Origin of the sequence: Klebsiella sp. 141251 (genome assembly GCF_050600725.1) — a bacterium.
Lineage (GTDB): Bacteria > Pseudomonadota > Gammaproteobacteria > Enterobacterales > Enterobacteriaceae > Klebsiella > Klebsiella aerogenes.
Genome location: NZ_JAQIRG010000015.1, coordinates 20,986 through 44,566 on the forward strand (window position 1 = coordinate 20,986; position 23,581 = coordinate 44,566).

A 23,581-nucleotide genomic window follows, 5' to 3' on the forward strand; every position below is an offset into this window, starting at 1 on the left:
TGCGCAATTAAGCCTGAATGCCGACCCTCGGGTCGGCATTTTTATTTATAGCCGCCGCAGCAGCCTCGCGGGATTGCCCGCCCAAACGCCTTTCTCGGTGATGGATTTTGTCACCACGCTCCCGGCGCCGATGACCACGCCATCGCAGATACTCACCGCCAGAATGGTGGCGCCGCTGCCGATAGACACGTCATTGCCGATTTCAATGCGCCCCCAACTGTCGCGGTCGGCATTCGGTTTACCATCGCGGAACATGTCGTTGGCGAACATCACGCCGTGGCCGATAAAACAACGTTGGCCGATGGTTACGTACTCGCAGATAAAACTGTGGGACTGGATTTTGCTGTCCGCGCCGATGCGCGTGTGTCCCTGAATCTCGACGAACGGCCCGACGAAGACGTTATCGCCGAGCTGGCAACCATAGAGGTTGGCGGGCTGGTATATGACCACGTTTTCGCCGCAGATGACGTTGCGAACGCCGGTATCGCGAAGCTCAGGCATAATTTCTCTCATATCGGTTTGGCCAGAATATGTAAGGTGCTTTGTTGGCTGGCGGAATGGAAAATGGTGTCTTTTACATGCTGCATTCCCTGGCGTTCGTAAAAACGACGCGCGCCAGGATTATCGGCAAGGACCTCAAGCCACAGCCACACTTCACCATTTTCTTGTGCCAGAGCCTCTATGGCGCTAAACAACCGCTCGCCGTAGCGGTGTCCGGTTTCGTCAGGCATGAGATAGAGCTTATGCAGCAATGTGCCGATACGTCCGTCGCCATCAATTCTCTGCTGGCAGCTGTATTTAGCAAAGCCAACGGGGTGCGCGGATTCGGCGATGAGCCAATGCTGTTCCGCCGCGGCAAGACTTTGACGCAGCGATTCCACGGAATACTCCTGCTGGAGAAATAATGCCAGCTCATCGGCGTTGCGCCAAAGGTGGGCGAAGTGGTGGCGATAGCTGGCATAGCCCATATTACTGAGCTGCGGCGCATCTTCTGGTACAGCCTTACGGATAGTTAACATGCTGCGTTCCTCATTCAGATCTCATCGTATAGTGCCTGTAAAATGAGCAAGGAGGAACGGCGAAAAACGGTGGGGAAGGAGGCTGGAGGTTTCCCCCCAGCCGGGTGATTAACGAGCGAAGGCGATGGCTTCGATTTCGATGCCGGCGTCTTTCGGCAGTCTGGCGACCTCTACGCAGGAACGCGCCGGAAAAGCGGCCTGATGTTCGGTAAAGAAGGCCTCATAGGCGGCGTTGATGGCGGCAAAATCCTGCAGGTCTTTGACAAACACCGTGGTTTTAACGATCTGCCCGACCGTGAGTCCGGCAGCTTCAACGATGGCTTTCACATTTTCCAGCGATTGCCGCGCCTGTTCGGCGATATCGCCTGGCATGGTGCCGTCCAGCGGATTAATCGGCAGCTGACCGGAGGTGATGGTCATCGCGCCGAGATTGACGCCCTGCACGTACGGGCCGATAGCGGCAGGCGCGTCAGCGGTGGTAATAATCATATGGTTTATCCTTCAAACGGTTACATAAAATAATTTAACAACACCAGCGAGCCGACGCCGCTCACTACCACCCATACCAGGCCTAAACGGAAGCTGGCGAGCGTGCAGATAATGGCGGCGATCACCTTCGGATTCTTTAAGTCAAACTCCATACTGGAATTCACGCTCAGGATCTGAATGGTGATAATGGCCGGCAGGACGGTGACCGGGACAAAGCGCAGCGTTTTGGTCACCCGCTCGGACATCTGGATTTTTCCGGCCAGGCCGATAAACGAAAATCGGATCAGAAAGGTCACGGCGGCCATCCCCAAAGTCAGGGCGATAAAGTAGCTATTATTCATGTTCCAGCGCCTCCACGAGCGGCATTCCGGATTTGGCAATTGCTGCCTGTTTACGTTCTTCAGCCAGGTCGACGCACAGTCCGGCGAGCACGCCAAGCACTGACGCGACGACAATGCCCAGCGAGTAGGGCAGGATGACCAACAGCACGCCGGAGACGGCGGCCACCACGGCGGCGACGGTGCAGGCCTGGCTTTTTATTTGCGGCACCACGATAGCGATAAAAGCGGCGACCATGGCGAAATCCAGACCGTACTTTTCAATGTTCGGGAAGGAAGCGCCGACCAGCGCGCCGAGGAAATCCGCCAGTACCCAAATTGCCCAGAAGGTGATCATCGCCGAACCATAAAACAGATACTTATCCTGCTTATTGCCTTCCATCTCTTTGACGGTGGTGGCGTACACTTCGTCGGTCAGCGCGTAGGACATAAAGCATTTTTTAAAGAATGATGCTTCACGGACGGTACCGGAAATAGAGGCGCTGTACAGTACATGACGTAGATTAATTATTAATGTGGTGAATATAATAACCCCGAGCGTGGCGCCGGTTTTAAGCATATTTAATGCCAGCATTTGCGCCGAACCGGCAATAACAATCGCCGACCACGCCGTGCTCTGCCAGACGCTCATGCCCGCGCTAACGCTTAATGCGCCGACAATAAATGAAAATGGAAAGTCGCCGATGCACAGCGGCATAATAGCGCTGGCGCCGCGTAAGATGACTTTTTTATTCATCTGCTATACCTGCTAATTTATAAATAATAGTGTGGGTAGGGTAGGTTAATCGGGGCCTGAATGTTCAGGCCCGTTAAATATTGTTATTTAGCGACCATGATACTGATAATTTCTTTATCTGTGAGGGTCATTGGTTTAATCACCAGGCGGCACAGATTATTAATAGTCTGCTCGACATCAGCGCAGACAATACCGTCATTCGCCCCAGCGCAGCTATTTTGCATTGCCATCAGTACCGCCTTAAAGGCGCTGGATACCACAGATGAGACTTTCATCGCACAGCTATTAGAGGCGCCATCACAAATCATGCCGGTAATATCGCTGACCATATTAATAATCGCGGTATTAATGGTGTTGATGTCGCGAGTAAATAGCCAGGCCATCCCGGCGGCGGCGCCCATGGCGGCGGTTGAGGCCGCGCATAGCGCAGATAAGCGCGTATAACGAGAATGAATTGAGATGGCGGTGAGATGAGATAGAGACAAAGCGCGCGCCAGGGTCTCTTCATCGGCGCCGAGATGCTCAGCAACCACCACTACCGGCATGGTTGCCGTAATGCCCTGATTGCCTGAGCCGAAGTTAGACATTGCGACCACCGGCGCGCCGCCCATGCGGGCATCTGAAGCGGCGACGGTGTTGATGATCACCTTGCTTAACAGATCGTTGCTCATCAGGCCGTTTTTCACTGCGTCAGAAAAGGTACCGTTAATGTTCAGGCCATATTTTTTGGTTTTGCCTTCTGCCGCCAGCGCGGAGTTTAAGCGCGCGGCTTCGAGAATAAAGCGAATATCATTAAAGTCGACGCTATTAATAAAGCCGTAAGCCTGTTGTAGCGAAAAATTGGACAGCGTTTCGTGCCGGGCGCTTGCATTCTGTTTTTCGCTTAGTGGCTGCGGCTGGTCATTAATATAAAGTTCGACCACGTTAGTGTGGGTTCCTTTTACTACGACACGACAGGTGTTTTCGCCATCAGAGAGAGTTAGATCCAGATGAATAAAGTCCGGGGTCTCTTTGACGGTAATATCAACGGCATGATTGGCGATCAGCTTCTGTGCCATTTCGACGTGTAGCGGGGTGATATCTTCCAGCGTTTTTAATCCCTTTTGCGGATCGCCGCCAAATGCGCCAATTGCGGCGGCCAGCGCTACTCCGCAAACGGTGGTACCGGGAATAGTAACACCCATTGCGTTTTTATAGAGATTGGCGGAAATAAAACCGCTAATTCTGGTGCAAGGCTGATCCAGATATTGTGCGGCGTAGGCGGCAGCGAAGGAAATAGCGACGGGTTCAGTACAACCTAACGCCGGGGCAACTTCTTGTTTGAGCCATTTGATATACAGGGATGCGTTATCGGTTTTCATAATGATTTAATGTCCAAAATTAAATTTTATTCAACTGCGATAATGCTAAGACAATGGATAAGAAAAATCTTACCCTAATAACCATATAAATAATGCTGATTTTAGAAAAATTTTATCTTGTGAGAATTTTTAAGATATAACTGTTTCAAATGGTAAATGTTTTAATTTTCAATAAGTTGGTTGGTTTTGTTTTAAGCGTAACGGATGATTTGGTTAACTTGCTCACAGCATTGTAGGAAGTAAAATTTTCTCTTAGTTGCATTTACCGCGTTGAAGGACCGATGCTGCTCGCAAAGCGAAGTAGATCTGGATCACACTTTTGCGCTATACAGATCAATAACGTTCATGCATTTGAGGTGTCACTATGCCGTCGGTATATCGTCCGCTGGTTAATTTTGTTGCGAAGGCCATGCAGGCCGTATTGAACCTGGCGCTATTGTGCCTGGGAATTATTCTGGTGGTGTTCCTGGGAAAGGAGACCCTGCATCTGGCGCACGTGCTGTTTACGCCGGAGCCGGTGAGTAAATACAAGCTGGTCGAAGGGCTGGTGGTCTATTTTCTCTACTTCGAGTTTATCGCGTTGATTGTGAAATACTTTGAGTCCGGTTTTCACTTCCCGCTGCGTTATTTCGTCTATATCGGTATTACGGCGATTGTGCGGCTTATTATCGTCGACCATGAGTCGCCGATGGCGGTGCTGATTTACTCTGCGGCGATCCTTATCCTGGTGATTACCCTGTGGTTGTGTAATTCCAACCGCCTGAAACGGGAATAAAAAAAGCGGCCTCCAGGGCCGCTTGACCGACAATCACAAATGAAATTTATGTAGGGTCCAGTAGAGGATTGCAGTGGCATTTGCCCTACTTTTTCAGGGAGAGGTGGGCTGCCGTACCCGGTTGGGGTCGGGTACCACATCCCACCCTCGCTGAAATTTGGGGCGGTAAAACAAGGGTCTAACATGATGAAACTTAACCTTTCACCCCGCCGGCCGTCAGGCCGTTAACCAACCAACGCTGAGCCAGCAGGAAGACGACGGTAATCGGAATCGCCGACAGTACCGCCGCCGCGGCGAAGTCGCCCCACAGGTAGTTCTGCGGATTGAGATACTGCTGCATCCCGACCGCCAGGGTATAGCTGTTCACATCGCGCAGCAGCAACGAGGCCACCGGCACTTCGGTAATCGCGGCGATGAACGACAGAATAAACACGACCGCCAGAATCGGCACCGACAGCGGCAGCAGCACCAGGCGGAAGGCCTGCCACGGAGTGGCGCCATCCAGTGCGGCCGCTTCTTCCAGTGAACCATCGATAGTTTCGAAGTAGCCCTTAATCGTCCAGACGTGCAGCGCGATACCGCCCATATAGGCGAAGATCACCCCGCCGTGAGTGTTGAGGCCGACGAAAGGCAGATACTGACCGAGGCGGTCGAACAACGCATACAGCGCCACCAACGACAGTACCGCCGGGAACATCTGGAAAATCAGCATCCCTTTGAGCAGCGTCGCTTTGCCCGGGAAGCGCATACGGGCGAAAGCATAAGCGCAGGTGGTGGAGAGGGCGACGATGCCGATCGCGGTAATCCCGGCGACCTTAATTGAGTTCCACAGCCACAGCAGCACTGGGAACGGCGGCGGCGTTACCCGGCCATCGGCGTGTTCGACGCTGAAGCCTAATGCCAGACGCCAGTGCTCCCAGGAGATGGTATCCGGGATCAGGCTGCCGGTCGCGAAATTGCCTTCGCGCAGCGAGATTGCGATAACCATCAGCAGCGGGAACATAATCGCGGCGATAAAAATCAGTAACAGAAGATGCGTAGTGAAGAGACGCAGTTTTTGAGATTTAGGTTGGACCATAGCCATTATCGTTATCTCCCTTAATCAAACTTCATGCGCGTGGCTTTCAGATTCACAATCGCTAACGCCCCAACCAGCAGGAAGATAAGCGTGGCGATAGCCGCCGCCAGGCCGAAGTCCTGACCGCCGCCGCCTTCAAAGGCGATGCGATAGGTGTAGCTCACCAGCAGGTCGGTATAACCGGCCGGGGTGGTGGTGCCGAGACGGTCCGGGCCACCGTTGGTCAACAGTTGAATCAGTACGAAGTTGTTAAAGTTAAAGGCGAAGCTGGCAATCATCAGCGGCGTGAGCGGCTTGATCAGCAGCGGTAGCGTAATTTTAAAGAAGTTCTGGAACGGACCCGCGCCATCCATCGCCGACGCCTCGTACAGATCGTCCGGAATCGCCTTCAGCAGCCCCATGCACAGGATCATCATGTACGGGTAGCCCAGCCAGGTGTTGACGATGATGATCATCGTGCGCGCGGTGGTTGGGTCGCTAAACCAGGCCGGTTTAATGCCGAACAGCGCGCTCAGCATCATGTTGATTTCACCAAAGCTCTGGTTAAACAGCCCTTTGAAAATCAGGATTGAGATAAATGACGGCACCGCATACGGCAGAATCAACAGCACGCGGTAAATCGCTTTGCCCTTCAACGCTTCCCACTGCACCAGACAGGCCAGCACCATTCCCACGGCGACGGTCAAAATCACCGTCAGCACCGAGAACACCACGGTCCAGACGAAAATGGCGAAGAACGGCTTCTGGATCCCTTCATCCTGGAAAACGCGGGTGAAGTTATCCCAGCCGATGGTGACGGTATAACCCGGGCTCAGCTTCTCATTGCCCCAGCTGCCGTCGGCATTGATGGATTGATAAAAGCCGATGTCGGCGTTGGGGCGATATTTCACGCCGCTTTGGTTGTTGGTGAGCGTGCCGTCGTTAGCCAGCGCGTACAGCGGCTGGGTGCCGGAAAACTGGCGCAGTGAACTCATAATCACTTTGCTTTCATCCGGCAGCACGGCGGTCAGTTGGTTCAGCGCGGCGCGGTTCTGGGTGATTACGCGTAAATTCGCGCGTTCGCCTTGCGGCAGGGCATCGGCTTCTTTTAACGCCAGCTTCTGCTCGCCGCCAAATTTAAAGGCCTCAGAGAGATAATTTTTACCGCTTTCACCGTCCGTCAGCGCCAGCTGCCACTCATCGCCTGCCGGGTAGAGTGAGAAGTTATAGGCTTTGCCGGCCTGGAAAGAACGATCCATCAGTACCTGTTGGGCGCGTTCGAAGGTGAGCTGGTTGGTGCTGCTGTAGTTGGTGAAGGCGATGGCAATGGTACAGATCAGCGGGAACAGAACAAACAGCCCCATCCCGGCGAGACCCGGATAAACATAGCGCCAGGCATAGGCCTTGCGATTGGAAAAGATATACAGGCCAACCGAGCTTAAAATCAGCGTCATGATGGCGAACAGGTACTCCCCCTGGGCGTACATTAAAACAACAAGGTAACCCACCAGCAGGCACAGCAAACCAATCACAGACCATGTGAGTTGCGGGCTTTGCCACCAGTGTTTCTTTTTAACGGCATCCATGGGGATCATCCTCTACAACGTTAAATATCTGTCGACAAAAGTGCCTGATGGCGCTGCACTTATCCGGCCTACAAGGCGTGTAGGCCGGATAAGGCATTTATGCCGCCATCCGGCACGTGTGCGACGGTATTACTTGGTGATACGGCCCTGTGCATCCTTCAGCGCGGCATCGACGGTTTGACGGCCGCTTGCGGCGTTAATAACCGCGGTACGGACGGCATACCAGAATGCGGACATCTGCGGGATGTTCGGCATAATTTCGCCTTTCTGGGCGTTAGCCATGGTGGCGGCGATACGCGGGTCTTTCTCCAGCTTCTCCTGGAAGGATTTCAGCGCCACGGCGCCCAGCGGTTTATCATTGTTGACCGACTCCAGACCCTGATCGGTCATCAGGTAGTTTTCGAGGAACTCTTTCGCCAGTTCTTTATTCGGGCTGGCGGCGTTAATCCCGGCGCTCAGGACGCCAACGAACGGTTTAGACGGTTTGCCTTTGAAGGTTGGCAGCAGAGTGACGCCGTAGTTAACCTTACCTTTGTCTATGTTCGACCACGCCCACGGACCGTTGATGGTCATCGCGGTTTCGCCTTTGTTGAACGCCGCTTCCGCGATGGAGTAGTCGGTATCGGCGTTCATGTGTTTATTTTTGATAAGGTCGACCAGGAAGGTCAGGCCCGCTTTTGCTCCGGCGCTATCGACGCCGACGTTTTTCACGTCGTATTTGCCGTTTTCAAACTTAAACGCGTATCCGCCATCGGCGGCAATCAGCGGCCAGGTGAAGTACGGTTCTTGCAGGTTGAACATCAGCGCGCTCTTACCCTTCGCCTTCAGCTCTTTATCCAGCGCCGGAATCTCTTCCCAGGTTTTCGGCGGGTTCGGGACCAGGTCTTTGTTATAAATCAGCGACAGGGCTTCCACCGCCACCGGGTAAGCGATCAGTTTGCCGTTGTAGCGTACGGCGTCCCAGGTGAAGGGATAGAGTTTGTCCTGGAAAGCTTTATCCGGGCTGATTTCCGCCAGCAGGCCGGACTGCGCGTAGCCGCCAAAACGGTCATGCGCCCAGAAAATGATATCCGGGCCGTCGCCGGTGGCAGCAACCTGCGGGAACTTCTCTTCCAGCTTATCCGGATGTTCTACGGAAACTTTAATGCCGGTATCTTTTTCGAACTTTTTACCCACTTCAGCGAGGCCGTTATAGCCTTTATCGCCGTTAATCCAGATAACCAGCTTACCTTCTTCAATTTTTGCGAGGGCAGAGGCGGAAAACATCATCGTCGTCAATGCAGACAGCGCGAGGATGCGAGCGCCAGTTTTGATTTTCATATACCCGTCCTATTTGGTGATGTGCTCGTGGATACACTTGAGTGGTTTAACGCTGATGAGTTTCCTTTTTTAACAACCTCTTTCCATCCTCCCTATGTCTACGCCCCGCCCGCCGTTTATGTGATCCGCATTGCAGAAATGCCGGTAATGGGCCCTGGAGCACATAAAAAAGCCACCGTTTTTGTCGCTTCGATCACGAAATGACGTTGTGCCGGGAACTTCCGGCGGCGAGAGGCGGTTTCTCATCCTCCCGTCTCCTCCCCCATCAAAAACCCGGGGGGTGGAGGATTTGCCAACGTAATGAATGCCGCATAGTCAGCCCATCTTGAATGTGTCTTTAAGTGACAGGTTGTAACGAAGGGAGAAGGGCATGGCGAGCGTACAGCTACGAAATGTAACGAAAGCCTGGGGCGACGTGGTGGTATCTAAAGATATCAATCTCGAGATCCAGGATGGGGAGTTCGTCGTGTTTGTAGGACCGTCGGGCTGCGGCAAATCCACCCTGCTGCGTATGATCGCCGGACTGGAAACGGTCACCAGCGGCGATCTGTTTATTGGCGATACCCGAATGAACGACGTGCCGCCCGCCGAGCGCGGCATCGGCATGGTATTCCAGTCATATGCGCTCTATCCCCACCTTTCCGTTGCCGAAAATATGTCTTTTGGCCTGAAGCTGGCCGGGGCGAAAAAAGAGGTGATTAACCAGCGCGTAACTCAAGTCGCTGAGGTCTTACAGCTGGCGCACCTGCTGGAGCGTAAGCCGAAAGCGCTCTCCGGCGGCCAGCGTCAGCGCGTGGCCATCGGCCGTACCCTGGTCGCCGAGCCGCGGGTTTTCCTGCTTGATGAACCCCTGTCCAACCTCGATGCCGCGCTGCGCGTGCAGATGCGTATCGAAATCTCCCGTCTGCATAAGCGCCTTGGTCGCACGATGATTTACGTCACCCACGATCAGGTGGAAGCCATGACCCTGGCCGACAAAATCGTGGTGCTGGACGCCGGCCGCGTCGCGCAGGTCGGAAAACCGCTGGAACTCTATCACTACCCGGCAGACCGCTTTGTCGCGGGCTTTATCGGTTCGCCGAAGATGAACTTCCTGCCGGTCAAAGTCACCGCGACCGCCATCGAACAGGTACAAGTCGAACTACCGAACCGCCAGCAGGTCTGGCTGCCGGTAGACAGCGCTCACGTTCAGGTCGGCGCCAATATGTCTTTGGGCATCCGCCCGGAACACCTGCTGCCGAGCGACATCGCCGATGTCACCCTTGAGGGCGAAGTGCAGGTGGTCGAACAGCTTGGTCACGAAACGCAAATTCATATCCAGATCCCCGCCATCCGTCAGAACCTGGTGTACCGCCAGAATGACGTGGTGTTGGTAGAAGAGGGAGCCACATTCGCCATCGGTTTGCCGCCGGAGCGCTGCCATTTATTCCGTGAGGATGGCACCGCTTGTCGTCGGTTGCATAAAGAGCCGGGCGTATAAGGTTCCCCATTAAAAGAAGACGCGAACCCAGCGCGCAGCCAACCATGCGGCGGCCGACGGGGAAGTGTTCAAAGAAAAGCAATGATCTCAGGAGATAGAATGATGATTACTCTGCGCAAACTTCCACTGGCGGTAGCCGTTGCGGCGGGCGTGATGTCTGCCCAGGCGCTGGCTGTCGATTTCCACGGTTACGCTCGTTCCGGTATTGGCTGGACCGGCAGCGGCGGCGAACAGCAGTGCTTCCAGGCCACCGGCGCTCAAAGTAAATACCGTCTCGGTAACGAATGTGAAACTTACGCTGAACTGAAACTGGGCCAGGAAGTGTGGAAAGAGGGCGATAAGAGCTTCTACTTCGATACTAACGTTGCCTACTCGGTATCGCAGCAGAACGACTGGGAATCTACCAGCCCGGCCTTCCGTGAAGTTAACGTGCAGGGTAAAAACCTGATCGACTGGCTGCCGGGTTCAACCCTGTGGGCCGGTAAGCGCTTCTATCAGCGTCATGACGTTCACATGATCGACTTCTACTACTGGGATATTTCCGGTCCTGGCGCCGGTATCGAAAACATCGATCTGGGCTTCGGTAAACTGTCTCTGGCCGCCACTCGTTCTTCTGAATCCGGCGGTTCGGCAACCTATGCTGACCGCGATCCGCTGACTGGCGAACGCGTTTACGATCATCTGGTACCGAACGACGTCTTCGACGTGCGTTTAGCGCAGATGGAAACCAACCCGGGCGGTACGCTGGAGTTGGGCGTGGACTATGGTCACACCAACGTGCCGGATGACTACTACCTGCAGCCGGATGCATCGAAAGATGGCTGGATGTTCACCGCTGAACATACCCAGAGCATCCTGAAAGGCTACAACAAATTTGTTCTGCAGTACGCGACCGATGCCATGACCTCCAACGGTAAAGGCGTACCGCAGGGCGGCAGCATTAATAACGATGGTTCCATGTGGCGTGTGCTTGACCACGGCGCGGTCTCTCTGGCGGACGATTGGGACATGATGTACGTCGCCATGTACCAGGACGTCAACCTGGACAACAACAACGGTACCAAATGGTGGACCGTCGGCGTACGTCCTATGTACAAATGGACGCCGATCATGAGCACCCTGCTGGAAGTCGGCTACGACAACGTCAAATCGCAGAAAACCGGCGACAGCAACAACCAGTACAAAATCACCCTGGCGCAACAGTGGCAGGCGGGCGACAGCATCTGGTCCCGTCCGGCAATTCGTCTGTTCGCCACCTACGCGAAGTGGGATGAGAAGTGGGGTTACACCGATAGCGGCGTCGCCATGCGCGATACCTCTGGTACCGGTATCAACACTTCCAGCCGCGGCGACGACGATGAGTGGACCTTCGGCGCCCAGATGGAAATCTGGTGGTAATGCTATCCGCATCATGATGAGTAAAAGAGGGGCATCAGCCCCTCTATTTTCGGCCCAGCGCGCTATTGCCTGGCTAACGCTCGGCCATAGGAATTGAGGTGATAACAATGAATATGAAGAAAAGTCTCGTTGCCCTCTGCCTGTCCGCCGGCCTGCTGGCCAGCGTACCCGCAGTCAGTTTTGCTGATGTCAATTTCGTGCCGCAGAATACCTCTGCCGCGCCGTCCATCCCGGCCTCCTCGCTGCAGCAGTTGACCTGGACGCCGGTCGATCAATCGAAAACCCAAACCTCTAAAGTGGCGATCGCCGGTCAAACGTTGAATGTTCCCGGTATCGCCGGGCCGGTGGTGGCCTATAGCGTACCGGCCAATATCGGCGAGTTAACCCTGACGCTGACCAGCGAAGTCGACAAACAGACCAGCGTCTATGCGCCAAACGTGCTGATCCTCGATCAGAGCATGACGCCGTCCGCCTTCTTCCCGAGCAGCTATTTCACTTATCTGGAGCCGGGTGTGATGAGCGCCGACCGCCTGGAAGGGGTAATGCGCCTGACGCCGGCGCTGGGACAGCAGAAAATTTATGTGCTGGTGTTTACCACTCCGCAGGATCTGCAGCAGACCACCAAATTAATCGACCCGGCGAAAGCCTACGCGAAAGGCACCGGTAACGCGGTGCCGGACATTCCGGATCCGATCGCTAAACATACCACTGACGGCACCTTGAGCCTGAAGGTGAAAACGTCTTCGAGTTCCAGCGTGCTGGTGGGCCCGCTGTTTGGGTCTTCCGGCCCGGGCCCGGTGACCGTCGGCAATACCGCGGCGCCGGTCTATAACGCCCCGGCCGCTGCGCCTGTTGTCGCGCCGGTCGCTGCCGCCCCAGCGGCGAAAAGCGAACCGATGCTTGACGATACCGAAACCTACTTCAACAACGGTATCAAGAAAGCGGTTAAACAAGGCGATATCGATAAAGCCCTTAAATTGATGAACGAAGCTGAACGTCTCGGCTCGAAATCTGCTCGTTCCACCTTTATCAGCAGTGTAAAAGGCAAGGGGTGACCGTCTCCCCACAATGCTGATGTTTAGGCACAGCCTTTAGGTGCGTCCGCCTGGACGCACTTTTTTTTCTCGCGCAGCGGCAACTGTTGCATGCCTGTTGCGCGGATGATCGTATATTGACGTTTGCCCGCCCTCAAAACGCTATTCTGCGATACAATGCCTGCACGTTTTGTACCGGAGAATCAGGCATGCCACATCCTGCGCTTACGCAACTGCGTGCGCTGCGCTATTTTGCCGCCATACCCGAGCTGGACGCGCCGCTGCGCGACTGGCTGTTGCTGGAAGACTCAATGACCAAGCGCTTTGAGCAACAAGGGAAAAAGGTCACCGTGACCATGATTAACGAAGGTTTCGTCGGACGCGACGCGCTGGCGGGCGAAGAAGCCCTATTGCCGGAAGAAGCGCGTTATTGGCTGCGGGAAATCATTCTTTGCGCCGATGGCGAACCCTGGCTTGCCGGTCGTACCCTCGTGCCGGAATCGACGCTATGCGGCCCGGAATTAGCCCTGCAGCAGCTGGGGCAGACGCCGCTGGGCCGGTATCTGTTTACGTCGTCGACGTTAACCCGTGATTTTATTGAGATTGGCCGTAGTGCACAGCTGTGGGGGCGACGTTCCCGTCTCCGGCTGAGCGGCAAACCGCTGCTGCTGACAGAGCTTTTTCTGCCTGCATCGCCATTGTATTAAGAGGAAGAGAAAATGGAGTGGAGTCTGACGCAGAATAAGCTGTTGGCGTTTCACCGCCTGATGCGTACTGACAAACCAATCGGCGCGCTATTGCTGCTGTGGCCGACGCTGTGGGCGCTATGGGTGGCATCACCCGGGGTGCCACCGCTGTGGATACTGGCGGTATTTGTCGCTGGCGTCTGGTTGATGCGCGCCGCCGGCTGCGTGGTGAATGACTATGCCGACCGTAAATTTGATGGTCACGTTAAGCGTACGGCTCGTCGCCCGCTACCAAGCGGCGAGGTCACCGAAAAAGAAGCGCGCATATTGTTCGCGGTACTGGTGGGGCTCTCCTTCTTGCTGGTGTTGACGCTCAATACCATGACCATCCTGCTGTCGGTTGCGGCGCTGGCGCTAGCCTGGGTCTACCCCTTTATGAAGCGCTATACCCATCTGCCGCAGGTAGTGCTGGGCGCGGCCTTTGGCTGGTCGATCCCGATGGCTTTCTCGGCGGTAAGTGAAGCGCTGCCGCTCAGCTGCTGGCTGATGTTCCTCGCCAATATTTTGTGGGCGGTAGCCTACGATACCCAGTATGCGATGGTCGATCGCGACGATGATGTCAAAATTGGCATTAAGTCGACGGCGATCCTGTTCGGTGAAAACGATCGTTTGATTATCGGTATTCTGCAGGTTGCCGTGCTGGTATTAATGGGCGCGGTGGGCTGGCTAAATGGGCTGAACTGGGAATTCTACTGGTCGCTGTTTATCGCGGCGGGATTGTTTGTCTGGCAGCAGAAGCTTATCTTCAAGCGCGAACGCGATAACTGCTTCAAAGCGTTTATGAATAATAACTACGTTGGGCTGGTGCTGTTTCTCGGTCTGGCGATGAGTTATCTGCAGTAAATCCTTCTTTCCCCGACTCGCGTCGCGAGCCGGGGAACAGAAGCCGCAACGTTATGCGTCGTCCTGAGCGGCGCTTTCAATCGTCAAACGTACATCCGACGTAATCAAATCCGCCAGCATCTGGTAGACCTTCAGGGTCTCTGCCGGCTCGGCATCGCCGGTATCGCTGATGTAGCCTTCGTCACGCAGGGTCAGCACCAGAGTACTGAACACCGCCTTATCGAAGAACTCCGGCGCGTTGATACCGTGCAGTACCGACAGACGCTGCGCCATGGTGCGGCTTTCTTTCTCAAGCGTACTGCGGTTGATGGACGGGTTGGCGCTCAACAGCCAGAAGGTGATCGCGTAGCGCTGTAACGTCTCGCGCGCGCCGGCGGCCAACAGCTGCAGGGAACGAGAGTGCGCCGGGTTGACGCTCATCTCATCGCCATTCAGCACCACCAGGCCCTGACGCTGCATCTCTGCCATCAGCGCATCGATAACGCCCGCCAGCTCCTCTTTTTCCCAGCGCAGGAACAGCTCGGCTTTCAGGAACGGATAGAACATCTCGACATGACGCAGCACTTCGCTACGGGTGATGCGGCGATGTTGGGTCACGATAGCGGCCAGCAGCGACGGCATCACCAGCATATGGGCGATGTTGTTGCGATAGTAGGTCATCAGCACCGCCTGCTCGCGCGGCAGGATGATGATATCGCCGATGGTGTCTTTCTCGACTTCGAACTTGTTCATCTGCAGCGCGTGGTCGATAAGCTCGCCGGCGGAAGCCGTCGGCGCGGTCGAATCGGTGGAGTACGGCACGTTACGCAGCAGGTCGAGGTAGCAATCTAACTGCTGGGTCAGCTGCTCACGGGTCAAAGAACGCTGACGCGACGCCAGAAGCGCCGTACAGCACAGGTTCATGGCGTTGGCCGCCCCGGCATTGTTGATGCGCACCATCAGATCGGCGGCGATATTATTCACCGTCGGCGTCAGCCAGGAAGGGCGAACAGCTTCGATAGGATCGATGGCTTCGCGCCATTCCGGCACGTGCTGATTGAGGTAGGTCATCAGCGGCAGCGGTTCGCCGAAGTTAACGTAGCCCTGGCCGAGATTACGCAGTTTGCTGAGGCCGCGCACCATCTGCGGCAGGCTCTCTTTTTCTTTTGTCGCGCCGCGCAGCTCTTTGGCGTAGGTACCGACTTCCATCACGTGCTCGTAGCCGATATAAATCGGCACCAGGGTGATGGGGCGGCTACCGCCGCGCAGCATCGCCTGAATAGTCATCGACAGGGTGCCGGTTTTCGGATCCAGCAGACGGCCGGTACGGGAACGTCCGCCTTCGACGAAGTATTCCACCGAATAGCCACGGCTGAACAGCTCGCCAAGATATTCGCGGAATACCGTGGAGTAGAGCTTGTTGCCCTTAAAGGTACGGCGAATAAAGAAAGCGCCCAGACGGCGGAAAATCGGCCCGGCCGGCCAGAAGTTGAGGTTTATGCCGGCGGCGATATGCGGCGGCACCAGCCCCTGATGATAAAGCACATAAGAGAGCAGCAGGTAGTCCATGTGGCTACGGTGACAGGGCACATAGACAATCTCATGGCCGTCATGCGCCAGCTGGCGTACGCGCTCGGCGTTATGCACGTTAATCCCCTGATACAGACGGTTCCAGGTGAAGCCGAGAATACGGTCAGTCAGGCGGATCATTTCATAAGAGAAGTTAGCGGCAATCTCTTCCATCAGCGCGATGGCGTTCTGCTGGGCCTTCTCGTGAGAAATCTTCTTGCTGCGTGCTTCATCTTCTACCGCGCGGGCGATAGCTTTCGATGCCAGCAGCTTATTGAACAGATCCTGGCGGGCAGGGAGACGCGGGCCGACGGCGGCCAGACGTTGACGGGCGAAGTGCATACGCGCCACGCGGGCCAGCTTCTGGGCGATGATTTTATCGGTACCGTGCTCATCCGCCATGCGGCGCAGAGAGACAGAAGGCGAGAAACGCACGAAGCTATCGCGGCCAAGCCAGGAGACGGCGAAGAATTTCTGAATACCGTTAAGCATGCGTAGCGGCGGATTCTCTTCGCCTTTTTCGCGACCTGGGGCGCGGCCGAACATCACCGAGACCGGCACCATTTGCACGTCAAGGTCGGGATGATTACGGTGCAGATCCAGGTAGTCGTGGAACAGCTTAATGGACTCCTCTTTCGGCGTGTAGTAGGTAAACACGCGCGGGCCGCCGTGGATGAAAACGTAGCGCGGCAGCAGGGTGCCGTCGATTTCCAGCGGTTCAAAAGGGTCGGGTAAGTCATGCGCCAGGCATTGGGCGCGCAGGGTCAGCAGGTCCGCCTTGGAGTTATAAGGCAAGACGTACATTATCGGACGCGAGGTATCGAGCCCTAATTCCTGAGCAGGTTCTGCCGGAATAGACTTGCTTTTTACCAGCACCCGTAATGGTAAATTCAGTAATTTATAGTAAATTCGTTGCCAGCCGGACATAAACGATGTGAAGCCTCTGGTTAATCATGCAAATGCGCGGCAAGAATAACAGAAAGCGTACAAAATTTCCGTTGTCACACGGCAAACACGTACACTCAGCGACGTCATTTACATTAAAAGGTTCTTTTTGATGGCCAATAATACCACTGGGTTAACCAGAATCATTAAAGCAGCAGGTTATTCCTGGAAAGGTTTCCGCGCGGCGTGGGTGAACGAAGCCGCTTTCCGCCAGGAAGGCGTCGCCGCCATTGTGGCCGTGGCGATAGCCTGCTGGCTGGATGTCGATATCATTACGCGAGTCCTGCTCATTGGCTCGGTCCTGTTAGTGATGATAGTCGAAATTCTTAACAGCGCGATTGAAGCGGTGGTTGACCGTATCGGGCCTGAGCATCATGAACTTTCCGGGCGCGCCAAGGATATGGGCTCGGCGGCGGTACTGCTGGCGATAATCATCGCGTTGATCACCTGGACTATGCTGTTGTGGTCGCATTACCGCTAAGTCTTGTCGGCAACGCTCGCAAAACGCAAAGAATCTCCTGATTTTTATATGATATGTGGTTCCAAAATCACCATTAGCTGTATATACTCACAGCATAACTGTATATACACCCAGGGGGCGGAATGAAAGCGTTAACGACCAGGCAGCAAGAGGTGTTTGATCTCATCCGGGATCACATCAGCCAAACGGGCATGCCGCCGACGCGTGCGGAAATTGCTCAGCGCTTGGGGTTCCGTTCCCCAAACGCGGCGGAAGAACACCTCAAAGCGCTGGCGCGTAAAGGCGCGATTGAAATCGTCTCCGGCGCTTCACGCGGCATTCGTCTGCTGACGGAAGAAGAACACGGACTGCCGCTGATCGGCCGCGTCGCCGCAGGCGAACCGCTGCTGGCGCAGCAGCATATTGAAGGTCACTACCAGGTTGACCCGGCGATGTTTAAACCAAATGCCGACTTCCTGCTGCGCGTTAGCGGGATGTCGATGAAAGACATCGGTATCCTCGACGGCGATCTGCTGGCGGTGCATAAAACTCAGGACGTGCGTAACGGCCAGGTCGTCGTCGCGCGTATCGATGAAGAAGTCACCGTAAAACGTCTGAAAAAGCAGGGCAACGTCGTTGAACTGCTGCCGGAAAACAGCGAGTTTTCCCCGATCGTCGTCGATCTGCGCCAGCAGAGCTTCACCATTGAAGGTCTGGCCGTCGGCGTGATCCGTAACGGTGAGTGGCTGTAACTCCCGTCCTAACGCAGCGTCATCATGATGCATGACGCTGCGATGTTCCTCCTCTGTCTGGTCCCTCTGCATGCTGCTCAACGCCGCCGATAAAGCACTGTGGCGCCTCGCGCTACCGATGATTTTCTCGAACATTACCGTTCCGCTGTTGGGGCTGGTCGATACCGCCGTTGTCGGCCATCTTGATAGCCCCGTATACCTTGGCGGCGTCGCCGTCGGCGCGACGGCCACTAGTTTCCTGTTTATGCTGCTGTTGTTCCTGCGAATGAGCACCACTGGCTTAACCGCTCAGGCCTACGGCGCCAAAGATCCGCAGCGGCTGGCGCGCGCTCTGGTGCAACCGCTGATCCTGGCGCTGGCCGCCGGGCTGCTCATTGTTCTGTTCCGCATGCCGCTCATTGACCTCGCGCTGCATATCGTCGGCGGCAGCGAGGCGGTACTGGAGCAGGCCAGACGGTTCCTCGAAATCCGCTGGCTTAGCGCCCCGGCGTCGTTGGCCAACCTGGTGCTGTTGGGGTGGCTGCTTGGCGTGCAGTACGCCCGCGCCCCGGTGATCCTGCTGGTGGTCGGCAACTTGCTGAATATCGTGCTCGATCTGTGGCTGGTGATGGGGCTGCATATGAACGTGCAGGGGGCGGCACTGGCGACGGCGCTGTCGGAATACGCTACCTTTATCATCGGCCTGCTAATGGCGAAACGGGTGCTGGCGCTGCGCGGCGTGACGCTTGCCATGTTGAAGGAAGCCTGGCGCGGCAATATGCGGCGCCTGCTGGCGCTTAATCGCGACATCATGCTGCGTTCGCTGCTACTGCAGCTCTGTTTTGGCGCCATCACCGTCTTCGGCGCCCGTCTTGGCAGCGACGTGGTGGCGGTCAATGCGGTACTGATGACCATGCTGACCTTTACCGCTTACGCGCTGGACGGTTTTGCCTATGCCGTCGAAGCCCATTCCGGACAGGCTTACGGCGCGCGTGACGGTAGCCAACTGCTGGAAGTCTGGCGCGCGGCCTGTCGGCAGTCGGGAATGGTCGCGCTGGCGTTCGCGTTAATCTACAGCGTGGCCGGTGAGCATATCATCGCGCTATTGACCTCTATCCCATCATTGCAGCAGCTGGCCGACCGCTATCTGTTCTGGCAGATGATCCTGCCGGTGATTGGCGTCTGGTGTTATCTGCTGGATGGCATGTTTATCGGCGCGACGCGCGGCGCGGAGATGCGTAATAGCATGGCGGTGGCCGCCGCGGGATTTGCGGTGACGCTGCTCTCTGTGCCCGTGCTCGGCAACCACGGCCTGTGGCTGGCGCTGGCCGTGTTCCTGGCTTTGCGTGGGCTTTCGCTGGCGCTCATCTGGCGCCGCCACTGGCAGCGTGGCACCTGGTTTAATTCACCCTCCTGAATGCAAATAGCCCGGCCGAGCGCAGCGCGAGCCGGGAAAATTCTCCCTGCGTGTTCAATTGGCCTGATGGTTAAAAATTCCGAATAACGAATCGGTGTCAGCATTGTCATCTATAGTTATTACCATGTCCGGAACAAAACGGGCTGTTAACCCACCGAATCATGAGGACGTAATGATGAATAAAGACGAAATCAGCGGTAACTGGAAACAGTTGAAAGGTAAAGCCAAGGAACAGTGGGGTAAACTGACCGATGACGATATGACGGTCATTGAAGGGAAGCGCGATCAGCTGGTCGGTAAAATTCAGGAGCGTTACGGCTACGCGAAAGATCAGGCCGAAAAAGAGGTGTCCGACTGGGAGCGTAAGAACGATACGCGCTGGTAGCGAACGCGGTTTTGACCCCCTGTTTATGCCTGTCTAACGGCATAGCGATATGCCGTAGCTTCCCGCTGATGTCGCCCGACTCAGCGGGCTTTCTTTTTAATCTGGATGGTATGATCGTGATGACAGTGTTCGCGGGCGCTGCACGCTTCGACTTCCACGCAGGCCGCGCACAGGCCGTGCGCTTCAATCACATTATGCCGTAGAGCGAAGCCCATTCTGGCCGCCAGCGTATGCATAATATCTTCTACGCCTTCTGCACACTCTTCTTTGACCACGCCGCAGCGATCGCAGATAAACATCGCCGAACTGTGGGTCGGCTGATCGAAAAGGTGGCACAGTACATAGCTGTTGGTCGATTCCACTTTGTGCACAAAACCTTGCTCCAGCAGAAACTCCAGCGCGCGATAGACCGTGGGCGGCTTCGCCTGCGGCTCTTTTTCTCGCAGCAGATCCAGCAGATCGTAGGCGCTAATCGCCCCTTGCTGCAGGCTCATCAGACGCAACACTTCCAGACGCTGCGGGGTCAGGCGTACGCCACGTTGCACGCAAAGCTTTTCAGCCTGCGCTAACATTTCTTGCGAAGTGGTGTTATCCATGAGCATCCTCTGGTTGCGTGATGTTGAAACTGTTACTTTATCACGAACCAGGTAAAACGCCGAGATCCTGCAAGCTTTGCTATACCTGATGTATCTCATTTTCGGGAGAAAACGATGAAACGACCTGATTGCATTCGACATTGGCGCGAACTGGAAGGTGCGGATGATTCCACCTACCCCGATAGTCACGAGCTGTTTTCTATTGGCGCGCCTCTTGCCCGCGGCCTGCGGCTAAATCGGCTGGGCATCCATCATGAACGCTTACCGCCGGGACGCAGAACCTCTTATCCACATGCGGAAAGCGATGAAGAAGAGTTCATCTACGTGCTGGAAGGCTTTCCGGAAGTCTGGATCAATGGCTACCTATGGAAGCTAGAGCCGGGCGATAGCGTCGGCTTTCCGGCGGGGACTGGCGTGTGTCATACCTTCCTGAATAATACCGAGCAGGAGGTGCGGCTGCTGGTCGTTGGCGAGGCGAATAAAAAACACAACCGCATCTACTATCCGTTGAACCCAGGCTATGCCGCGACTCGCCAGGATCGCTGGGTGGATCACCCTCCGCAGTTCTTTGGCCCGCACGACGGCAAACCGCGGAAAATATAGGCCGCATTTTGACCATGGCGCGTGGCGTTCGACGTTATGCGCCGTGGTTGGTGTTTGTGCTATAGTAGCGCCCCTTTTTACCCGGATGCTTATTTATTCGCCATGATGCCAGAATCCACGTCTACCGCTTTTGCCGCCCACCGTTTTTCTATCGCGCCCATGCTCGATTGGACCGACAGACATTGCCGCTACTTCCTGCGTCTGCTGTCGCGCCATACTCTGCTGTACACCGAAATGGTCACCACCGGCGCGATAATTCACGGTAAAGGCGACTACCTGGCCTATAGCGAAGAAGAACATCCGGTAGCGCTGCAGTTGGGCGGTAGCGATCCTGCGGCGTTGGCGCACTGCGCGAAGCTCGCCGAGGCGCGCGGCTACGACGAGATTAACCTCAACGTCGGCTGCCCCTCTGACCGCGTGCAGAACGGGATGTTTGGCGCTTGTCTGATGGGTAACGCCGCGCTGGTGGCGGACTGCATCAAAGCGATGCGCGACGTGGTGTCGATCCCGGTAACGGTAAAAACCCGTATTGGCATTGACGATCGGGATAGCTATGAATTCCTGTGTGATTTCATTGAGACCGTCTCCGGCAAAGGGGAGTGTGAAATGTTCATCATTCACGCTCGTAAAGCCTGGCTTTCCGGCCTGAGTCCGAAAGAGAACCGCGAAATTCCGCCGCTGGATTATCCGCGCGTCTGGCAACTGAAACGTGATTTTCCGCATCTGACGATGGCGATTAATGGCGGAATTAAATCTCTGGCAGAGGCTAAACAGCAGCTTGAGCATATGGACGGCGTGATGGTGGGGCGTGAAGCCTATCAAAACCCGGGTATTCTGGCTTCTGTGGATCGCGAGATTTTCGGCGTCGACGGCGCGGATGCCGATCCGGTGGCGGTGGTGCGCGCAATGTACCCCTATATCGAGCGAGAGCTCAGCAACGGTACCTATCTTGGCCATATCACCCGCCATATGCTGGGATTGTTCCAGGGGATCCCCGGCGCGCGTCAGTGGCGTCGCTATCTGAGTGAAAACGCCCACAAAGCGGGCGCCGATATCAACGTGCTGGAACACGCGCTGAAGCTGGTTGCCGATAAGCGTTAAACTTTTCGCTAAAAACTGGTCTATTTCGCCACGCCCTACAGCACTGCTGCGGGGCGTTTTGTTTTAATTCAATGAGTTATACCTGGCATGATTCTTGAAATAGCCAATCAGCTATCTGGTTATTTATTTCGGGAGAAGACCATGCTGGAACTCTTATTTGTTATTGGCTTTTTTGTCATGTTGCTGGTCACCGGCATCTCGCTGCTTGGCATTATTGCCGCGCTGGTCGTCGCCACCGCGCTGATGTTCTTCGGCGGCCTGTTCGCATTAATGTTTAAGCTGCTACCCTGGTTGCTGCTGGCGGTGGCCGTCGTATGGGTTATTCGGGCGATAAAATCGCCGACCACAACCCGCTATCGCCGCGAAGATCGTTGGCGCTACTAAGCCATCATTTTGGGGATTGAGCGGTGTGTCACAACCTGAGTAATTTTGCATAAAACAGCGTAGGCATTGCGTATTAAATCTGTCACTATTAGCGCGATAACGAATTCATCGTGCTGTACCCTACATACAGCCGAACAAAAAAAGTCAGGGCCTCCGTCAGGAGGCCCTAAACTTTTCTGGCGATCTCATCCGGTTACGGTAACAGCAGGCTCGAGCCTTCGGTCACCCGGCTTTCCAGGATCTCATGCGCGCGTCTGGCGTCACGCAGGGCGTATTTCTGATTATCCGCCACATCGACTTTGATCACGCCGCTGGCGATCAGCGAAAATAGCTCGTTGCTGGCTTCCGTCAGCTCTTCCCGGTTGGTGATGTAGCCTTGCAGAGAAGGGCGGGTCACATACAGCGATCCTTTCTGATTGAGGATAACCAAATTCACGCCGGTTACCGGGCCAGATGAATTGCCGAAGCTGACCATCAGCCCACGCCGCTGAAGACAATCGAGCGAGGCCTCCCAGGTATCTTTACCCACGGAATCGTAAACCACGGCGACTTTTTTGCCGCCGGTTAGCGCCTTGACGCGCTCGGCAATATTCTCTTCGCGATAGTTAATGGTTTCCCAGGCGCCGGCCTGCCGGGCGCGCTGCGCTTTTTGCTCGCTGCCGACGGTACCGATAAGTTTCGCCCCCAGCGCTTTCGCCCACTGGCAGGCAATCAGCCCCACGCCGCCCGCCGCCGCGTGGAACAAGAAGGTTTCATTGGCTTGTATTTCATAGGTTTTGCGCAGCAGATACCAGACGGTCAGCCCCTTAAGAAACGAGGCGGCGGCCTGCTCAAAGGAAATCGCATCCGGCAAAATTGCCGCTTTGTCAGCAAGCACGTTATGCACCGAACTATAAGCGCCAAGCGCGGACTGGGCGTACACCACGCGGTCGCCAACGTTGATATGTTTAACGCCGCTGCCGATTTTACTCACGATACCGGCGGCTTCAGTGCCCAAACCGCTCGGCAGCGAGGGCGGTGGATACAGGCCGCTGCGGATGTAGGTGTCGATATAGTTGATACCGATAGCTTTGTTTTCTACCTGGATTTCGTGTTCGGCAGGATCGTTGGGGGTAAACTCAACCGCATGCAGAACCTCGGGGCCTCCATGCGCGGGAAATTCAATTCGTGTTGCCATGTGAACTCCTTTATAATTTTGTGTCTCTCATTTACAGGTAACTCCATTCACT

At 55.4% G+C, this 23,581-nt stretch carries 26 protein-coding genes; 14 read left to right on the forward strand and 12 right to left on the reverse strand.

The annotated features are described in order from the left end of the window. Positions 1-45 precede the first annotated feature (45 nt). From PGR09_RS23450 to PGR09_RS23475, 6 genes are all read right to left on the reverse strand, one after another. Entirely contained in the window at positions 46-501 is a 456-nt protein-coding gene (locus tag PGR09_RS23450; protein ID WP_047045881.1) for an acyltransferase, read from the reverse strand. Positions 502-509: 8 nt separating this feature from the next. Then, positions 510-1,019, reverse strand: coding sequence for a GNAT family N-acetyltransferase (locus tag PGR09_RS23455; protein ID WP_047045835.1), 510 nt, complete (start codon positions 1,017-1,019; stop codon positions 510-512). 108 nt (positions 1,020-1,127) lie between these two features. Next, the gene (locus PGR09_RS23460) at positions 1,128-1,508 is read right to left on the reverse strand and encodes a RidA family protein (protein ID WP_047045837.1); all 381 of its coding nucleotides are present in this window, start codon (positions 1,506-1,508) and stop codon (positions 1,128-1,130) included. Between the two features lie 20 nt (positions 1,509-1,528). Next, entirely contained in the window at positions 1,529-1,849 is a 321-nt protein-coding gene (locus tag PGR09_RS23465; protein ID WP_015368778.1) for an AzlD domain-containing protein, read from the reverse strand. Next, positions 1,842-2,582 carry an AzlC family ABC transporter permease gene (locus PGR09_RS23470; protein ID WP_047045840.1) on the reverse strand — a complete coding sequence of 247 codons (741 nt, stop codon included), beginning with the start codon at positions 2,580-2,582 and terminating at the stop codon, positions 1,842-1,844. Before PGR09_RS23470 ends, PGR09_RS23465 begins: the two co-directional genes overlap by 8 nt. A gap of 83 nt (positions 2,583-2,665) precedes the next feature. Beyond that, positions 2,666-3,943, reverse strand: coding sequence for a serine dehydratase subunit alpha family protein (locus PGR09_RS23475; protein WP_047045843.1), 1,278 nt, complete (start codon positions 3,941-3,943; stop codon positions 2,666-2,668). Positions 3,944-4,307: 364 nt separating this feature from the next. Here PGR09_RS23475 and psiE point away from each other — a divergent pair, with 364 nt between their 5' ends. Continuing rightward, complete coding sequence (psiE, locus tag PGR09_RS23480; protein ID WP_015368775.1) at positions 4,308-4,718, forward strand: phosphate-starvation-inducible protein PsiE; 411 nt, start codon at positions 4,308-4,310, stop codon at positions 4,716-4,718. A 193-nt stretch (positions 4,719-4,911) separates the two neighbouring features. Here the strand turns inward: psiE and malG are convergent, their stop codons facing one another. The 3 genes from malG to malE all read right to left on the reverse strand — a co-directional run bounded on the left by malG (position 4,912) and on the right by malE (position 8,681). Next, the gene (gene malG / locus PGR09_RS23485; protein ID WP_015368774.1) at positions 4,912-5,802 is read right to left on the reverse strand and encodes a maltose ABC transporter permease MalG; all 891 of its coding nucleotides are present in this window, start codon (positions 5,800-5,802) and stop codon (positions 4,912-4,914) included. Positions 5,803-5,816: 14 nt separating this feature from the next. Further along, positions 5,817-7,361 (reverse strand): maltose ABC transporter permease MalF, encoded by a 1,545-nt coding sequence (gene malF / locus PGR09_RS23490; RefSeq protein WP_015368773.1) that lies wholly within the window; start codon positions 7,359-7,361, stop codon positions 5,817-5,819. Between the two features lie 129 nt (positions 7,362-7,490). Continuing rightward, positions 7,491-8,681 (reverse strand): maltose/maltodextrin ABC transporter substrate-binding protein MalE, encoded by a 1,191-nt coding sequence (gene malE / locus PGR09_RS23495; protein ID WP_049060826.1) that lies wholly within the window; start codon positions 8,679-8,681, stop codon positions 7,491-7,493. Between the two features lie 27 nt (positions 8,682-8,708). On the opposite strand from malE, the gene PGR09_RS23500 reads away from it, so the two are divergent. The 6 genes from PGR09_RS23500 to ubiA all read left to right on the forward strand — a co-directional run bounded on the left by PGR09_RS23500 (position 8,709) and on the right by ubiA (position 14,182). Further along, on the forward strand, positions 8,709-8,885 hold the full coding sequence (locus PGR09_RS23500) for a hypothetical protein (protein ID WP_015368771.1): 177 nt from the start codon (positions 8,709-8,711) through the stop codon (positions 8,883-8,885). A gap of 166 nt (positions 8,886-9,051) precedes the next feature. Next, positions 9,052-10,161 (forward strand): maltose/maltodextrin ABC transporter ATP-binding protein MalK, encoded by a 1,110-nt coding sequence (gene malK / locus PGR09_RS23505; RefSeq protein ID WP_015368770.1) that lies wholly within the window; start codon positions 9,052-9,054, stop codon positions 10,159-10,161. Positions 10,162-10,260: 99 nt separating this feature from the next. Beyond that, positions 10,261-11,559 (forward strand): maltoporin, encoded by a 1,299-nt coding sequence (locus PGR09_RS23510; RefSeq protein ID WP_015704036.1) that lies wholly within the window; start codon positions 10,261-10,263, stop codon positions 11,557-11,559. Positions 11,560-11,666: 107 nt separating this feature from the next. Then, a complete protein-coding gene (gene malM / locus PGR09_RS23515; RefSeq protein WP_045396796.1) occupies positions 11,667-12,614 on the forward strand; it encodes a maltose operon protein MalM in 948 nt (315 codons plus the stop codon). Positions 12,615-12,802: 188 nt separating this feature from the next. Then, complete coding sequence (ubiC, locus tag PGR09_RS23520; protein WP_015704038.1) at positions 12,803-13,300, forward strand: chorismate lyase; 498 nt, start codon at positions 12,803-12,805, stop codon at positions 13,298-13,300. 12 nt (positions 13,301-13,312) lie between these two features. After that, on the forward strand, positions 13,313-14,182 hold the full coding sequence (gene ubiA, locus PGR09_RS23525; RefSeq protein ID WP_045396790.1) for a 4-hydroxybenzoate octaprenyltransferase: 870 nt from the start codon (positions 13,313-13,315) through the stop codon (positions 14,180-14,182). A 51-nt stretch (positions 14,183-14,233) separates the two neighbouring features. Here ubiA and plsB read toward each other — a convergent pair whose 3' ends face one another. After that, on the reverse strand, positions 14,234-16,657 hold the full coding sequence (gene plsB, locus PGR09_RS23530; RefSeq protein WP_045396787.1) for a glycerol-3-phosphate 1-O-acyltransferase PlsB: 2,424 nt from the start codon (positions 16,655-16,657) through the stop codon (positions 14,234-14,236). Positions 16,658-16,787: 130 nt separating this feature from the next. Between plsB and PGR09_RS23535 the strand changes: the two genes are divergently transcribed. The 4 genes from PGR09_RS23535 to PGR09_RS23550 all read left to right on the forward strand — a co-directional run bounded on the left by PGR09_RS23535 (position 16,788) and on the right by PGR09_RS23550 (position 19,668). Then, a complete protein-coding gene (locus PGR09_RS23535) occupies positions 16,788-17,156 on the forward strand; it encodes a diacylglycerol kinase (protein ID WP_045396782.1) in 369 nt (122 codons plus the stop codon). Between the two features lie 122 nt (positions 17,157-17,278). Beyond that, positions 17,279-17,887 (forward strand): transcriptional repressor LexA, encoded by a 609-nt coding sequence (lexA, locus tag PGR09_RS23540; protein WP_015704040.1) that lies wholly within the window; start codon positions 17,279-17,281, stop codon positions 17,885-17,887. A gap of 70 nt (positions 17,888-17,957) precedes the next feature. After that, positions 17,958-19,283, forward strand: coding sequence for an MATE family efflux transporter DinF (gene dinF, locus PGR09_RS23545; RefSeq protein WP_047045853.1), 1,326 nt, complete (start codon positions 17,958-17,960; stop codon positions 19,281-19,283). A gap of 175 nt (positions 19,284-19,458) precedes the next feature. After that, the gene (locus PGR09_RS23550) at positions 19,459-19,668 is read left to right on the forward strand and encodes a CsbD family protein (protein WP_015704042.1); all 210 of its coding nucleotides are present in this window, start codon (positions 19,459-19,461) and stop codon (positions 19,666-19,668) included. Positions 19,669-19,748: 80 nt separating this feature from the next. Here PGR09_RS23550 and zur read toward each other — a convergent pair whose 3' ends face one another. Beyond that, the gene (gene zur / locus PGR09_RS23555) at positions 19,749-20,264 is read right to left on the reverse strand and encodes a zinc uptake transcriptional repressor Zur (protein WP_045379090.1); all 516 of its coding nucleotides are present in this window, start codon (positions 20,262-20,264) and stop codon (positions 19,749-19,751) included. 114 nt (positions 20,265-20,378) lie between these two features. Here zur and PGR09_RS23560 point away from each other — a divergent pair, with 114 nt between their 5' ends. The 3 genes from PGR09_RS23560 (at position 20,379) to pspG (ending at position 22,352) form a co-directional block, all read left to right on the forward strand. Beyond that, entirely contained in the window at positions 20,379-20,867 is a 489-nt protein-coding gene (locus PGR09_RS23560) for a cupin domain-containing protein (protein ID WP_015368759.1), read from the forward strand. 102 nt (positions 20,868-20,969) lie between these two features. Continuing rightward, positions 20,970-21,968, forward strand: coding sequence for a tRNA dihydrouridine(20/20a) synthase DusA (dusA, locus tag PGR09_RS23565; protein ID WP_289578574.1), 999 nt, complete (start codon positions 20,970-20,972; stop codon positions 21,966-21,968). A 141-nt stretch (positions 21,969-22,109) separates the two neighbouring features. Further along, complete coding sequence (gene pspG, locus PGR09_RS23570) at positions 22,110-22,352, forward strand: envelope stress response protein PspG (RefSeq protein WP_045396775.1); 243 nt, start codon at positions 22,110-22,112, stop codon at positions 22,350-22,352. A 193-nt stretch (positions 22,353-22,545) separates the two neighbouring features. Here pspG and PGR09_RS23575 read toward each other — a convergent pair whose 3' ends face one another. Beyond that, complete coding sequence (locus PGR09_RS23575; RefSeq protein WP_430916558.1) at positions 22,546-23,529, reverse strand: quinone oxidoreductase; 984 nt, start codon at positions 23,527-23,529, stop codon at positions 22,546-22,548. Between the last annotated feature and the right edge of the window lie 52 nt (positions 23,530-23,581).